We start from the raw sequence: 15,304 nt of genomic DNA on the forward strand, positions 1-15,304 counted from the left end.
ATGTAGGTTATTTTTTACCTTCTTCGTTAAAACGTTTAGGTAGATAGGCCATGGAAGAAATCCGCTGTAATTGGGTCAGTGATGATCCCTTGTATCGCGAGTACCACGATAAGGTGTGGGGGCGTCCAGTTTATGATTCGAAGGAGTTGTTTGCTAAGCTCTGTTTAGATGGGCAACAAGCGGGGTTGTCTTGGATTACAATCTTAAAGAAGCAGCAAAACTACGAACAAGCCTTTGCGGATTTTGAGCCGGCTGTGATTGCCACTTTCGACGACGCTAAAGTGGAGGAGTTGATGGCTAACCCAGGAATTGTGCGTAATCGCCTTAAGATCCATTCGATTATTCGTAATGCAAAAGGATACTTAGCCTACACTGCGGATGGCAAAGATTTTTCTGAATTTCTGTGGAGCTTTGTTGGTGGCAAGCCATTGGTGAATCAATTTACCTCCATGTCGCAGGTGCCTGCGCAAACACCTGAATCAGAGGCCATGTCTAAGGCATTAAAAAAGCTAGGTTTTAACTTTGTGGGTCCTACCATTTGTTATGCCTTTATGCAGGCAGTGGGGATGGTGAATGATCATCTTGTTGACTGTATTTCTTATCAAGCTTGTTGTGATCATCAATAATTAATTCATTCATTTTGCTTTGATGGGCAGCGAAATAGAAAAGGCATGTTCCACGTGGAACATGCCTTTTGTTATTTCACCTTGTTGAGATTAGATTTTCTCAAAGAAGAAAGATTTACGCTGTTGCTTGTCACCATTGAGTTGGTTCATCGACTCAGCATCAAACAACTTACCATTGACCATAGTATAAGTGACTTTATCTGTGACTCGAATATCCGCTAATGGATCGCCATCAATAACGATTAAATCTGCAAGCTTACCTGTCTTTATCGAGCCAAGTTGATGCTCTAGGCCGAAGGTGGTGGCTGGGTTAATGGTCGCAGTTTTGAGTACATCCATATTGCTCATGCCACCTTGGGCGAACATCCACATTTCCCAATGGGCGGCTAAACCTTCACGCTGACCATGGGCACCAATATTTGGATGAATGCCTAATTTATTAAACTCATTAGCCACTTTAGCAACATTAAAGTGGTTGTAGTGACTGTCTGGGGCGTGGGGGCGACGCATTGATCGAGCCTGCAAAATATCGCTTGGCACATACATAGACAAACGTGGGTGTGCCCAAACATCGGTCTTATCGTACCAATAGTTTTCACCTGAGATACCGCCGTAGGCGACGACTAAGGTTGGAGTGTAACCGACCTTAGTTTGGCTCCAGAACTGTTTAATATCGTTATAAATACTCGCTACGGGTAACGAGTGCTCTACGGTTGTATGGCCATCGGCAACCATGGTCAGGTTATGTTGTAGCAAGCTGCCACCCTCTGGCACGACCATCATTTCGAGTTCGCGAGCAGCGGCGATAACCTGTTGTCTTTGATTACGACGCGGTTGGTTGTAGCTCTTAACGCTAAAGGCGCCGACTTTTTTGAGTCGCTCTAAATGAAATTTTGCATCATCGAGTGAGTCGATATGCGATGTGTAGCCGGGAGCATTGGCGCCATAAAGAATGGTTCCTGTGGAGAAAATCCGTGGACCAACGATGTTCCCCGCCTTTTGCTGTTCCGAGGCGGCAAAAATCTCAGTGGTATCGTTTGACGGATCATGGATAGTTGTCACGCCTAAGGATAACCCTGAGTAGAGCGCCCAGTTTTGTTGTGGCACGATTTCATCATCCGCCTGAGCACCATGGGCATGCGCATCAAACAAGCCAGGCATAATGGATTTGCCACTAATATCGATGACTTGTGCATCCTTTGGAATCGCCGTGTTTGCATCGCCAACGGTTAGAATATGATTGTCTTTGACGATCACTACACCCTTATCGATGACTTGGTCATTTTCCATGGTGATCACTTTGCCGCCGACAAAGGCGATTGTTCCACGTGGAACATCTGCCTTTTCGGTAAAGCCTAAGTTAATGATGCTTGGCTTTGCTTGCTCGTCCTTTTTGAGATACTGAGAATCAACATTGGCTTGGTACAGTTCAGGGCCAAGAGTCCAATAGAGTTGGTTACTCTTGCTATTCCAGCTGATGCTTTCGCCAGCTCGCACACTTAACTGTGTGACGGGAAGATTGCTGGCGTTAGGGCCGATTTCAACCGTTTCACCATGTTTAGCAAAGGGGGTAACCCAAACTTTAAAACGTTCGGCAAAGGCCAGTTGTTCGCCGTCGGGTGAAACTCTAAATTCGGTTGCATGCTTACTGCTGTAGTGAACGCGCTTATCAAACCCATCTAAGTTTATTGAGGCAAGCTGTGGCGTGTCGTTTTCACCAGTGTTCATAAAGAAAATACGGTCGGCCGAAGCGCCGAATTGTGCTTGGTAACCCTCTGCAGTGATTTTCTTATTTTGTTTGGTTTTTAAATCAACCTTGTACAGGCCGGGTTCCTGCGACCAAGTGCGAGGCGTTAGGTGTCCACCTTGGGTTTTACGATACACCACAAGTTCGCCATCGGGTGAGAAGGTGGGCTCGACGTATTTTCCTGGCTCAGTGGTAAGTTGTTTCGCTTTGCCACCTTTTGCACTGATCACTTGTACTGTGCCCTGGTCTTGGTCATTCCAAGTTGTGAAGACAATATTTTTGCCATCACGCGACCACTGGGGATAGAGTTCTTCAATGTCGTTACCTAACTCGGTTAAGCGTGACATCTTGCCGTCGGGAAGCGTCTTCAACCAGATTTTACCTAAAGCTTCGAAGGCGACCTTACTGCCATCTGGTGAAACTTGTGCCATGCGCAGCATTTTTACGTCGAATACATCCTTATCAATATCTTGTTTAAAGCGTACTGAAGGCTGCGCGTCTAGCTGGGTCTTGACGCTGAAGGGAATGTTGGTGACCGTCTTATTGGCCACATTCAGGCGATTGATTTTGCCTTTAGCCCAGAAAAAAATATCTTTATTATCTTGTGTCCACGCCATGGTGGGATAGACACCGTGGATTGCCCAGGTCTCTTGCATATCGCGGTCTAAATCGCCGTACAGCTTAGTCGTTTCGCCGGATTTCAAATCGAGTAAATACAAAGAGGATTGGAAATCATCTCGCTTGATATATGCTAGTTTGGTGCCGTCAGGACTCGGTGTTGGGCGAATGGCGCCACCGGTTCCTTCGATCAAGATTTCAATATCACCCGTTTGGGTATCGTAACGCTTGATTTTATAGATGCCGTTTACCGAGTCTTTGGAATAATGGAAGGTTTTGCCAGGAGTGTCATCCTGACTGAAATAGATATAGCGGCCATCGGGTGAATAGGCAGGCTCGCCTAAATCCTTTTCATCGTTAGGACGTTCGGTCAGTTTAACGCCTTCGCCACCTGCGACATGGTAGAGCCAGACTTCGCCGGCACCTAAGCTTCGACTGGCGGTAAAATGCTTACGACCGACTAAATATTGCGAATCAGGGCTCCACGCAGGACTGTTGAGTAAACGAAAGGTTTCCGTCGTGACTGTACGTGGATTGCTGCCATCGGCGTCCATAATCCAAATATTGTCGCCACCATCTGCATCTGAGGTGAAGGCAATGTGCTTACCATCAGGGCTATACACGGGCTGCATTTGCCAGGCTATGCCTTGAGCTAACGGTTTGGCTTCGCCACCCGTGACGGGGATTTGATAAATATCACCCAGTAAATCAAACACTAATTGTTTACCATCTGGGCTGACACTGATGTTCATCCAAGTGCCTTCGGTTACATCTATGGTCACTTTTTCTAGTGGAGCATTGGCTGGCGCATTGACGTCCCAACTGGGTTTTTGGGCGTCTGTTGCCTGTACGGCATGGGAACTAAGGCCAAGCATCAGGGCGATATAAAGCGGTGTCAGCTTAGGTTTCAACATGTTATGTCCTGTTATCGTTATTCTAGGGCTTTGCTGTTATCGGATTAGATAAACTTTTGTTAATACTGCGCTAATTTATCGCACAAATACCCTGTAAGGAAAACGGAAATACTGTTTCAATTAATGACCGAGGGGCAGAAGCTGAGGGGGGAAGCTGTGGGAGAGTCATGTGCTTACTCTCCACGAGTGGTGATTAGTCTAATGTAACGGGGTCGCCGATGTGGATCATGGCGTCATTGATGACACGGCAGGTGATGCCGCCTCGCCAATCGGGAGTTAGCGCGGATTCCAAGCCTGCATGAGCCTGTTCCATCTTTTTACAGGGATCGGTTTCACCAGTTACTTCGAGGCAGAGATCCCCAATGCGGAGCTGCTTGCCCACATCAGCCGCCCCAAAACTATATCCATCGACTAATAGGTTTGCTCGGCGAGTCGTCCAAGGTAAATTTGCATCTATGCTCTGACAAGCTATTTGCCACTGCTGCAGCGACAGTACCGTGACTTGCCGTTTACCCGGGCGACCAAATACATCTTTTTCGACGCCGCTATGCTGGGTGACATTCGCGCATAGCACTTCGTTCATTGGCCCGCGTTTAACCGTTTTGTAGGCAATAGCAACTAGTTTCGGCATGTTTGATGTCCTTATCCTAATGTCGATGCAGAGACTTAGAGTCCCTTTTTAATTAGATATTGATAGGGTGTTTGGCTGGTTTCACTGGCGATCAGTGTGTGGTCCATAAATTCGCAAAAGCTGGGAATATCACGTGTGGTCGCAGGATCATCTGCGATGATAAGCAGGGTTTCACCTTGTGCCATTTGTCTTACCGTTTTGCGCACCATCATTACCGGTTCAGGGCAGCGTAAACCAAGAGCATCCAGTTTGTGTTGTGCGGTTGAGAAAACGTCGTTCATGTGACCTCGAGTGAACGGTTAAACAGAATTGGCTAATGTTACTCCAGTGATTTGGATAAACCAAGTTGATGGCCTGAATTTGTGATGGGGCTGGAATTGCTTCAGGCCAAGCAGATGTTTGCTCGTAACCATCGAAATGTTCCACGTGGAACAACATCATTATTCGGCGATTTTATCTATGATTGGTGCAGCAGATTCATGGGGGCAAGATTCTGCTGCGTCGAGGTTTAGAGTCTCTATGTTATTCATCTCGGTTTTTAAATCATTGGCCGCCGTCGCTGGTAACTGTGATTTGGCAGCTCGTGCGCGTTTGTAGCTATACATTTTTTGATCGGCTTTATGGATTAGGGTATTGGCATCATCGTAGTCGTAGGGACCAGTATCGACGATGCCAAAGCTTAATGAGATGTTATTCAGGTGGCGCTTGATATTCTGGTTAAAGCGTTTGATAAAATGATCTCTGGCTTGTTCCTCACGGCAGTTGGGCATGATGATACAAAACTCATCACCACCATAGCGAAAACAATGGTCTTCCGCTCGGGTACTTTCCTTTATTGATTGAGCGACGGCTCTGAGTACTTCATCTCCAGCTCTATGGCCTTGGCTATCATTAAAGTGTTTAAAGTCATCCACATCGAGATAAATAACACTTACAGGCTCAGCACGTCTTTGTGCGGCTCTTAGGATACGCGTGGCAAATTCCTGCAAGTGACGCACGTTAAGCAAGCCGGTTAATGGGTCAGTTTGAGATAACTCTTCGAGTTGTTGTGTGCGCTCTTTGACTTTGCTTTCCATGCTTTGAGCGTAACGTTCCGCCTTGTCTTTGGCGTTCTCAATTTCAGAAACCAAGCTGCGAATATAAGTATCAAACACTAAGGTAACATCGAAAAGCACTAGCTTGTCGATGGCGATTCTAATACGTTCATTTTGAGCGGCGTCTTTAACCGAGTTATTAATCTCCGCATAAATCAGCTCTTTTAGGGTATGAACGGCAGAGAGGTAGAGTTTGGGTTCGACGCCGATACGTTTGTGTACTAAGCCAATCCTTAGACGGTTGTTTACATATTCTAAATCGTACACACCATTAAATAGGTCGAGCACATAGCGTCTCTGAGCGGTACGTAAACGAGCCAGAGTGTCGGAGTCACCAATCAACAATGCAATCTCAGATACACTGGTTTGCAGGCCATAGAAGTCATCAACAATTTTGTCTATGTTCGCTTCAATCACAGGCTTGAAAGATTGAAGCGCTCTGACATCCGCCAAGGTAAAAGAGAACAAGGATTTGCGAAAATCAATCTCAAGCTCAGTGATCCGCATTTGTTCGAAAAGCGTTTGCTCCGTTTGCAGCATAATAACTCCCTCATCGCGTAAATGATGAAAAGCATCCTTGCCTTTGGTTACGCCGTGTTATGACGGTTAAACGCGGATAAGTGCACTAAGGATATTTACCAAGTTAAGTCGAAAACTACCCGATTTTCAAATTGATGAGGCGGTGTGAGTAATACGAAATGAAAGCAATAAAAAAGCCGGAACTGAGTCCGGCTTTTAAAGAATGGGGGTTAGGGATTAAACGCGTTCGAAAACGGTCGCAATACCTTGGCCTAAACCGATACACATAGTGGCTAAACCTAAGGTCGCATCTTTGTGTTCCATCAGGTTGATCAGCGTCGTCGAAATACGCGCACCAGAGCAACCCAGTGGATGGCCAAGAGCGATAGCGCCACCGTTGAGGTTAATCTTCTCATCGACCACATCCAGCAGACCTAAATCTTTCACGCAGGGTAAAGATTGTGCGGCAAAGGCTTCGTTCAGTTCGATAACATCTAAATCATTGACTGTGATGCCTGCGCGAGCCAGTGCTTTTTGAGTAGCAGGTACTGGACCGTAACCCATGATTGCCGCGTCACAACCTGCAACCGCCATTGAGCGGATACGGGCACGGATTGGTAGACCTAAAGCGCGCGCTTTAGATTCTTCCATGACTAACATAGCCGAAGCGCCGTCAGATAATGCCGAAGAGGTACCGGCAGTCACTGTACCGTTTGCAGGGTCGAATACAGGACGCAGCGCCGCTAATGATTCCATTGAGGTTTCTGGACGAATCACTTCGTCGTGCAGCACTTTAATCAGCGCGCCGTTAGCATCATGGCCTTCGATGCCATAGATTTCCTTGGCAAAGCGGCCTTCAACAGTGGCAGCGTGAGCGCGTTGGTGTGAACGCACTGCAAAGGCATCTTGCTGCTCACGGGTAATACCGTGAAGCTTACCTAACATCTCAGCGGTTAAACCCATCATGCCGGAGGCTTTAGCGACGTTATTGGCTAAACCTGGGTGGAAGTCCACACCGTGGTTCATTGGCACGTGGCCCATGTGTTCAACACCACCGATGATAAAGGTGTCGCCCATGCCAGTCATGATTGCGCGAGCGGCTTGATGGATGGCTTCCATTGAAGAACCGCATAAGCGGTTGACTGTCACGGCGCCAGCCGTCTTCGGAATACCTGCCAGCAATGATGCGTTACGGGCAATGTTGAAGCCTTGCTCTAGGGTTTGCTGCACGCAGCCCCAAATCACGTCTTCAATAGTATTGGGATCTAATTGCGGGTTACGCAGTAATAGACCTTTCATTAATTCGGCAGAGAGTGTTTCTGCACGTACATTACGGAACACCCCAGCCTTAGAACGGCCCATAGGAGTACGAATGCAATCTACGATAACAGCTTGTTTCATAATTAAATTCCTTTCCCGCTAATTAGGCTTGGTAGTAGCTACCGTTGTTGGCTGCAAGGGCACGCATGGCGTCGGTGACTTGATACAAACCACCTAAGTGAGCGTATTTGTCTGCTAAGGCGACAAAGTTCGCTACGCCCATAGTATCTAAGTAACGGAATACACCACCACGGAATGGAGGGAAACCTAAACCATAGACCAAGCCCATATCCGCTTCGGCAGGTGATGCCACAATGCCTTCTTCTAAACAGCGAACGGTTTCGATAATCATTGGGATCATAGTGCGGGCGATGATTTCATCCGCATCGAATGCTTTTTGCTCACCAAAGGCGGCCTTCAGCAGCTCGTAGCTGGTTGGGTCGACATCTTTCTTTGGCTTACCGCGACTATCTACAGAGTAAGCGTAGAAGCCTTTACCATTCTTCTGACCGAGACGTTTGTTCTCGAACATCACGTCAATCGCGTCATTGCCAGTTTTGCCCATACGATCGGGGAAGCCTTCGGCCATTACCGCTTGCGCGTGGTGACCTGTGTCTAGGCCGACAACGTCTAGCAGGTAAGCCGGGCCCATTGGCCAGCCGAATTGTTTTTCCATCACTTTATCGATAGCGGCAAAGTCGCCACCCTCGGCGAGCAGGCCGTTAAAGCCAGCAAAATAAGGGAAGAGTACACGGTTAACGAAGAAACCTGGGCAATCATTTACAACGATTGGGGTTTTACCCATTTTGCTGGCGTAGGCGACAACAGATGCGATGGTTTCTTCTGAGCTGTGCTCGCCACGAATAACTTCAACCAATGGCATTTTGTGCACTGGATTGAAGAAGTGCATACCGCAGAAACGCTCAGGTTTTTTCATGCTCTTGGCGAGCAGGTTGATTGAAATGGTTGACGTGTTAGAGGCGATAATCGCATCTTCACTCACGTATTGTTCAACTTCCGCCAGTACTTGTGCCTTCACTTTTGGATGCTCAACAACGGCTTCAACAACCACGTCAGCATGTTTCACTGGTGCATAGTCTAAGGCTGGAGTGATGTTGTTCAGCACTTTAGCCATTTTTTCTGGGGTAGAGCGGCCGCGAGCAACTTGCGCAGATAACAGTTTTGCGGCTTCGCCTAAACCTAAATCTAATGCTGGTTGAGCGATATCCTTCATCACGATTGGCGTGCCTTTGCTGGCGCTTTGGTAAGCGATACCGCCACCCATGATACCAGCACCTAATACGGCGGCGCTTTTCACATCTTTAGCGAGCTTGCCCGCTTTCTTAGCCTTGCCTTTTACTAATTGGTCATTCAAGAAGATACCGATCAACGCTTTGGCTACATCGGTTTTCGCTAACTTGATAAATGCTTGATGCTCAATTTGCAGCGCTTCGGCTCGGCCTTTGGTCGCCGCTTGCTCAACTACATTTACCGCCGCCATTGGTGCAGGATAATGTTTGCCAGCGACAGAGAAAACCATACCTTTAGCGGTTGTGAAAGACATCATGGCTTCGAGTTTTGGTAAGGTCAGTGGTGACATCTTACGTTGGCGACGGGCTTGCCAATCAAGCTTTTCTGCAACCGCGTCTTTAAGCATTTGAATGGCGGCAGCTTCTAAAGCCTCTGGCGCAACAACGGCGTCAACCGCGCCTACTTTTAAGGCATCTTCTGGACGTTGATCTTTACCCGTGGTGATCCACTCAAGGGCGTTATCCGCACCAATCACACGTGGTAAACGCACTGTGCCACCAAAGCCTGGGATAATACCTAGTTTGGTTTCGGGTAGACCGATTTTGGCTGTGGTGTCGGCGATACGGAAATCCGTTGCCAGAATAGTTTCACAACCGCCGCCTAAGGCGAAACCTTTAATCGCTGAAGCGGTTGGGAAAGGTAAATCTTCGAGTTTGTTGAATACGGCGTTGGCCTGTTCAACCCAAGAGAGCAGTACCGCATCATCCTGTGCGAATAAGCCTAAAAATTCAGTAATGTCGGCACCCACGATAAAGGTATCTTTACCTGAGGTCAGCACTAAAGCCTGAATGTTTGATTGTTGTTTAATGCTATCTAATGCGGCATCGAGTGAGGCGAGTGTTTCTCTGTCGAATTTGTTCACCGAACCGGGTGCGTTAAAGCACAGCTTGGCAATATTATCCTCGAGTAACTCAACCTGAATTGTAGGACTTTGGTAGATCATTGCTTGCTTCCTTTTGGCTTAAAAGTGATACCCACCATTATCTGTTGGTGTTAGTACGACTCTCTATCTCACAGCAGCTTCGGCCATCATTTGACCAGTTGTGTGCCAGTGTGCTTCGAAATTCGATAAATTACAACACCCAATTTAAACGACTGTTTAATTTCTTGTCGGCTAGAGTGAATTTTCAGCTTTGTGATACACTGCACAAAGTGTAGAAGTGCCAGATTACGCCAAAGAGTACATGGTGGGAATTTGTACTTTAGCGGTATTGCTCGCTGGCTAAATGGATAATTTTATTTTTAGAATTAAAAGCATAGGCTTGAATCGAGAATTTGCTACCCCATGGAATAATAGGGCGTTAGCGAAGGAAAACACTGAGCCTGTATGGCTTTGTCAGATTTGTGTTTTTTTTATTAACGATCGTTCATTACAGGATATGACACATGGATCACTTGGCTCATCACTATCATGCCCACATCGCCGAGCTTAATCGTCGAGTCGCTGAAATTGTATCGCGTGAAGCATTATCAGGTTTAGTGATCCACTCGGGTCAGCCACATCGAATGTTTTTGGACGACATTAATTACCCTTTTAAAGCCAATCCCCACTTCAAGGCCTGGTTACCTGTGTTGGATAACCCTAACTGCTGGTTAGTGGTGAATGGTCGCGATAAGCCGCAAATGATTTTTTATCGCCCAGTGGATTTTTGGCATAAGGTGTCTGACGTGCCGGAGATGTTCTGGACCGAGCATTTTGAGATCAAGTTACTCACTAAGGCCGATAAGGTTGCCGAGCTATTGCCTAGCGATATCACCAACTGGGCTTATTTGGGTGAGCATTTAGATGTGGCTGAGGTACTGGGTTTCACCAGTCGCAATCCAGACTCTGTGATGAGCTATCTGCATTTCCACCGTACCACTAAAACCGAATATGAACTCGAATGTATGCGCCGTGCGAACCAGATCGCGGTGCAAGGGCATTTAGCGGCTAAAAATGCCTTCTATAACGGTGCCAGCGAGTTTGAAATTCAGCAGCAGTATTTATCTGCCGTGGGACAGGGCGAGAACGAAGTGCCCTACGGTAATATCATTGCCTTAAACCAAAATGCGGCGATTTTGCATTACACCGCGCTCGAGCATCAAAATCCTGCGCGGCGTTTATCTTTTTTAATCGATGCGGGCGCCAGTTATTTTGGCTACGCGTCGGATATTACTCGTACCTATGCGTTTGAGAAGAATCGTTTCGATGAATTGATCACTGCCATGAACAAGGCGCAGCTCGAACTGATCGATATGATGCGCCCAGGTGTGCGTTATCCCGATTTACACTTGGCGACCCATGGAAAAGTCGCGCAAATGTTGTTGGATTTTGAGTTAGCCACGGGCGATGCCCAAGGCTTAGTCGACCAAGGCATAACCAGCGCCTTCTTCCCCCACGGACTCGGCCATATGTTAGGCTTGCAAGTGCATGATGTGGGAGGTTTTTCCTTCGATGAGCGTGGTACCCATATTCCGGCACCAGAAGCCCATCCGTTCTTGCGTTGCACCCGTATTTTAGCGCCAAATCAAGTTCTTACGATGGAGCCAGGATTATACATTATCGACACTTTACTCAATGAGCTAAAACAAGATAGCCGTGGCCAGCAGATCAATTGGCGCACCGTTGATGAGCTGCGACCTTTCGGTGGTATTCGTATCGAGGACAATGTGATTGTGCATCAAGATCGAAACGAAAATATGACCCGCGAACTGGGCTTAGCGTGAGTTTAGGGAGAGTGAGTGCTCGAAAGTTATCTGATACCGAGTGAAAGTGTGCAGATAGAAGAAGAGATAAAGCATAGTCGCTTTATCTCTTTTCTATTTCATTGCACGAGTTTAGAACAACTGAAGTTAGTACTTACTGACATAAAGCGAGATCATCCCGGCGCCAGCCATTACTGCTATGCCTTTATCGCAGGAGCGCCTAACGACAGCATTGCCATCGGTTCGAGTGACGATGGTGAGCCAGCGGGCAGCGCAGGTCGTCCAATGCTCGCAGTATTACAAGGCGCGAATCTTGGTGAAGTCGGTGCCGTTGTGGTGCGTTTCTATGGCGGTACTAAGTTAGGCGTAGGCGGTTTAGTGCGTGCCTATACCTCGGGATTACGCCAAGGTTTAGGGCAATTGCCGACGCGAGTAAAGCAATTACGTTATCCGGCAAAACTGCATTGTGATTACACCCAATTAAGGGATGTTGAGCATTTACTGCAGCAGTTAGAAGCGGTGATCATCAATAAGCAATTTGCCGAAGCCGTTGATATCCATTTTGAAATAGGTAAACAGCAGCAGGGCATATTGAATGAATCGCTGGCAACTTTGAGTCAGGGCAGCCTGCGCGCAGAGTTTGAGCTGTGATGCCTGCGTAAATTATGCCAAAATATGCAAAATGCTGAAAATACCTTTGCAGCCAATGGAATAATTGAACACGCGGAATGCAATACAAAACCATAATAAGAATCATAGGTCTGCTTATCGGCCTGTTCTCCATCACTATGCTGCCGCCAGCCTTAATCGCCATTTGGTATAACGATGGCGGTGGTACTGCGTTTATTCAGGCATTTTTTGTCAGCTTATTTATCGGTTTTTGGCTCTGGTATCCTAATCGTCGCTGTAAAGAGGAATTGCGAACCCGCGAGGGGTTTCTGATTGTGGTCCTGTTCTGGACCGTTCTTGGCTCTATCGGTGCCTTACCCTTTATCTTCTCAAGCCAACCCGATCTCAGCTGGACCGACAGTTTTTTCGAATCATTCTCTGCACTGACCACCACGGGAGCCACAGTCATTGTCGGGCTGGACTCCTTGCCTAAGGCCATTCTGTTTTATCGACATCTGCTGCAATGGCTCGGCGGTATGGGGATCATTGTTCTAGCCGTGGCGATTCTGCCAGTGCTGGGCGTTGGGGGCATGCAGCTGTATCGCGCCGAGATTCCTGGGCCTGTGAAGGACAGTAAGATGACGCCGAGGATTGCCGAAACGGCCAAGGCGTTATGGTACATCTATCTATTGCTAACCATTGCCTGTGCTGGCGCTTATTGGCTGGCGGGAATGAGCGTTTTCGATGCCGTGTGTCACTCGTTTTCGACCATCGCCATCGGGGGCTTTTCGACCCACGATGCCAGTATGGGATACTTCGACAGCTCAGTGATCAACCTGATTTGCGTGTTCTTTTTGATTGTCTCGGCGGTGAACTTTAGCGTGCACTTTGCGGCATTTTCGCGTCGCGGGATCAATTTTAGAGTCTATTTTCGAGATACCGAGTTCAAGATGTTGGTGGCGATTCAGTTGGTGCTGACGGCGATTTGTTTCTTAACCCTTTATCATTCAGGGATTTATGATTCGCCAGAGGAAACCTTAGATCACGCCTTATTCCAAGCGGTTTCGGTGGCGACAACCGCTGGCTTTGGTACCGAAAGCTTCCATATGTGGCCGCTGTTCCTGCCTATTCTGTTGATCTTCTCAAGCTTTATCGGTGGTTGTGGTGGTTCAACTGCGGGCGGGATTAAGGTGATCCGGGTTATCCTGTTGCTGTTACAAGGTTCACGCGAACTTAAACGACTCGTTCACCCTAAGGCGATGTTCTCGATTCGTATCGGCTCCAAGGCGCTGCCTGACCGGGTTGTCGATGCCGTGTGGGGATTTTTCTCCGCCTATGCCTTAGTCTTCGTGCTGTGTATGTTAGCGCTGATGGCTATGGGGCTGGATGATATTACCGCCTTTAGTGCTACGGCAGCCTGCTTAAATAACCTCGGTCCGGGTCTTGGGGAAGTCGCAAGTAACTACGCCAGTATTGGTGATGGTGCTAAATGGGTGCTGGTGGTAGCCATGTTATTTGGTCGCCTCGAAGTCTTTACCTTGCTGATTTTGTTCACGCCAACTTTCTGGAGGGATTAACATGCAGACACTAATCATCTATTCGACAATTGATGGCCAAACACTGGAAATCTGCCGCAAAATCAAAACGCTTGCCGAACAAGCGGGTGAGCAGGTGTCTTTAGTGACCTTAGAACAGGCCGAAGCCTTAAGCCTTGCCGATTTCGATAAAGTGTTGATTGGTGCGAGCATTCGTTATGGCAAACATAGGCCCGATCTCTACCAGTTTGTGAATCGCAATCATGCTGTGCTGGACAGTAAAATCAACGGCTTCTTTACCGTGAATGTGGTGGCACGTAAGCCATTAAAGAACACGCCAGAAACCAATCCTTACATGCAAAAGTTCCTCAAATTATCCCTGTGGCAGCCACAGCAATTGGCGGTGTTTGCGGGCAAGATTGATTACCCTAAATACGGCTTATTCGACCGTACTATGATCCGTTTCATCATGTGGATGACAAAGGGACCGACCGATCTGAAGGGCACATTCGAGTTTACCGACTGGGGTAAAGTCGAAGCCTTTGGGGCACACTTTAGCAAGCTATAAAAATGATAAAGCCCTAGTCTATGCTAGGGCTTTATTGTTACCACCAGACACGATTTATACGGCGCAGTAACGGCTGTGGAGAATCGAAATCACTTGGGTGACCTGCTCATTCTTAAGCTTGTAATACACAATCTGCGAGCTCTTACGGGTATCGACTAAGTCTTCGGCTCGTAACACCGCCAAATGCTGTGATAGCGCCGACTGGCTCAAGGGCACAGTTGCATTCAGCTCAGTTACACTCAGCTCTTTATCCAGCAATAGGCACAAAATCATTAAGCGATAAGGATTCGCTATGGCTTTGAGCCATTTAGCCGCACTTTCCGCATTAGTTACCATTGCATTTACATCAATATCATTTTGCATAAGGTACTCACTTTATCGCTTTTGATTAGATAATTCTAATTGAACATATTTCTATACGCAATCATACTGCTCGGCAATTCAGATCTCAATTTTTGCATTTCAGAATATGAGACAACGCTGATTTGTGATCCTATCAGGGGTTTATTTAACCAATGATTGCCACAATGGTGACATACTTTAACGGAACGGGAATACCCCATGACACGCATTCTGGTGCTTTATTTTACCCGTGGTGGCCATACGGCCAAGATAGCGAATGCGATTGCGCAACAACTCACGCTGCGTGGCGCCAAGGTGGACTTGGTGGATATTAATAGTGCGGCGGCAACCAAGATTAACTGGCCCGATTATCAACTGGTAGCGCTAGGGGCTTGTGTACTCTATGGTACCTACGATAAGAGTGTATTTCAGTTTATAGAGCAACACGCTCCGGCCTTAAGTGCGTTGCCAAACAGTTTCTTCTGCGTCAACGTGGTGGCGCGTAACCCAGAGAAACGCATCCCAGAGAACAACAAATACCTGCAAAAATTCATCGCGTTATCACCTTGGACTCCCGCCGATTTGAAGATTATCGCCGGTAAGGTGGATTACCCCTCGTGGCCCTGGTACGACAGACTGATGATCCAGTTGATTATGAAAATCACCAAAGGACCAACGGATCCTAAGGCGGTGATCGATTATACCGACTGGGAAGATGTGAAGGTCTATGCCGACCATCTGCTAACCTTGGCCGAGGTTACTGAACCCGCCTAATAAAAATGCGC

General features: G+C 47.4%; 13 protein-coding genes. 6 read left to right on the forward strand and 7 right to left on the reverse strand.

Annotation, left to right across the window (positions count from 1 at the left end; all coding sequences use genetic code 11):
• Window positions 1-50: 50 nt before the first annotated feature.
• Window positions 51-626: a DNA-3-methyladenine glycosylase I gene (locus CBX96_RS18925; RefSeq protein WP_047538192.1), complete on the forward strand. Its 576-nt coding sequence runs from the start codon at window positions 51-53 to the stop codon at window positions 624-626.
• 90 nt (window positions 627-716) lie between these two features.
• Here the strand turns inward: CBX96_RS18925 and CBX96_RS18930 are convergent, their stop codons facing one another.
• The 6 genes from CBX96_RS18930 to fadB form a co-directional block, all read right to left on the reverse strand.
• Window positions 717-3,905 (reverse strand): amidohydrolase family protein, encoded by a 3,189-nt coding sequence (locus CBX96_RS18930; RefSeq protein WP_109287719.1) that lies wholly within the window; start codon window positions 3,903-3,905, stop codon window positions 717-719.
• 193 nt (window positions 3,906-4,098) lie between these two features.
• Window positions 4,099-4,536 carry an MOSC domain-containing protein gene (locus CBX96_RS18935; protein ID WP_109287720.1) on the reverse strand — a complete coding sequence of 146 codons (438 nt, stop codon included), beginning with the start codon at window positions 4,534-4,536 and terminating at the stop codon, window positions 4,099-4,101.
• 35 nt (window positions 4,537-4,571) lie between these two features.
• On the reverse strand, window positions 4,572-4,817 hold the full coding sequence (gene tusA / locus CBX96_RS18940) for a sulfurtransferase TusA (protein WP_011620849.1): 246 nt from the start codon (window positions 4,815-4,817) through the stop codon (window positions 4,572-4,574).
• 159 nt (window positions 4,818-4,976) lie between these two features.
• Complete coding sequence (locus CBX96_RS18945) at window positions 4,977-6,170, reverse strand: diguanylate cyclase domain-containing protein (RefSeq protein ID WP_109287721.1); 1,194 nt, start codon at window positions 6,168-6,170, stop codon at window positions 4,977-4,979.
• A 216-nt stretch (window positions 6,171-6,386) separates the two neighbouring features.
• Window positions 6,387-7,550, reverse strand: coding sequence for an acetyl-CoA C-acyltransferase FadA (gene fadA, locus CBX96_RS18950; protein ID WP_011620853.1), 1,164 nt, complete (start codon window positions 7,548-7,550; stop codon window positions 6,387-6,389).
• A gap of 22 nt (window positions 7,551-7,572) precedes the next feature.
• A complete protein-coding gene (fadB, locus tag CBX96_RS18955; protein WP_023266034.1) occupies window positions 7,573-9,723 on the reverse strand; it encodes a fatty acid oxidation complex subunit alpha FadB in 2,151 nt (716 codons plus the stop codon).
• Window positions 9,724-10,166: 443 nt separating this feature from the next.
• On the opposite strand from fadB, the gene pepQ reads away from it, so the two are divergent.
• From pepQ to hemG (CBX96_RS18975), 4 genes are all read left to right on the forward strand, one after another.
• On the forward strand, window positions 10,167-11,486 hold the full coding sequence (gene pepQ / locus CBX96_RS18960; protein WP_109287722.1) for a Xaa-Pro dipeptidase: 1,320 nt from the start codon (window positions 10,167-10,169) through the stop codon (window positions 11,484-11,486).
• Window positions 11,487-11,501: 15 nt separating this feature from the next.
• On the forward strand, window positions 11,502-12,116 hold the full coding sequence (locus tag CBX96_RS18965) for a YigZ family protein (RefSeq protein WP_109287723.1): 615 nt from the start codon (window positions 11,502-11,504) through the stop codon (window positions 12,114-12,116).
• A gap of 77 nt (window positions 12,117-12,193) precedes the next feature.
• A complete protein-coding gene (locus CBX96_RS18970) occupies window positions 12,194-13,651 on the forward strand; it encodes a TrkH family potassium uptake protein (protein WP_011624678.1) in 1,458 nt (485 codons plus the stop codon).
• Between the two features lies 1 nt (window position 13,652).
• Window positions 13,653-14,177: a menaquinone-dependent protoporphyrinogen IX dehydrogenase gene (gene hemG / locus CBX96_RS18975; protein WP_011715320.1), complete on the forward strand. Its 525-nt coding sequence runs from the start codon at window positions 13,653-13,655 to the stop codon at window positions 14,175-14,177.
• A gap of 54 nt (window positions 14,178-14,231) precedes the next feature.
• Here the strand turns inward: hemG (CBX96_RS18975) and CBX96_RS18980 are convergent, their stop codons facing one another.
• Window positions 14,232-14,540: a metalloregulator ArsR/SmtB family transcription factor gene (locus CBX96_RS18980; protein WP_011715321.1), complete on the reverse strand. Its 309-nt coding sequence runs from the start codon at window positions 14,538-14,540 to the stop codon at window positions 14,232-14,234.
• 198 nt (window positions 14,541-14,738) lie between these two features.
• On the opposite strand from CBX96_RS18980, the gene hemG (CBX96_RS18985) reads away from it, so the two are divergent.
• Window positions 14,739-15,293, forward strand: coding sequence for a menaquinone-dependent protoporphyrinogen IX dehydrogenase (gene hemG, locus CBX96_RS18985; protein WP_011620860.1), 555 nt, complete (start codon window positions 14,739-14,741; stop codon window positions 15,291-15,293).
• Window positions 15,294-15,304 lie beyond the last annotated feature (11 nt).

The sequence above is a fragment of the Shewanella sp. BC20 genome (genome assembly GCF_003129585.1).
Taxonomy (GTDB): Bacteria; Pseudomonadota; Gammaproteobacteria; order Enterobacterales; family Shewanellaceae; genus Shewanella; species Shewanella seohaensis.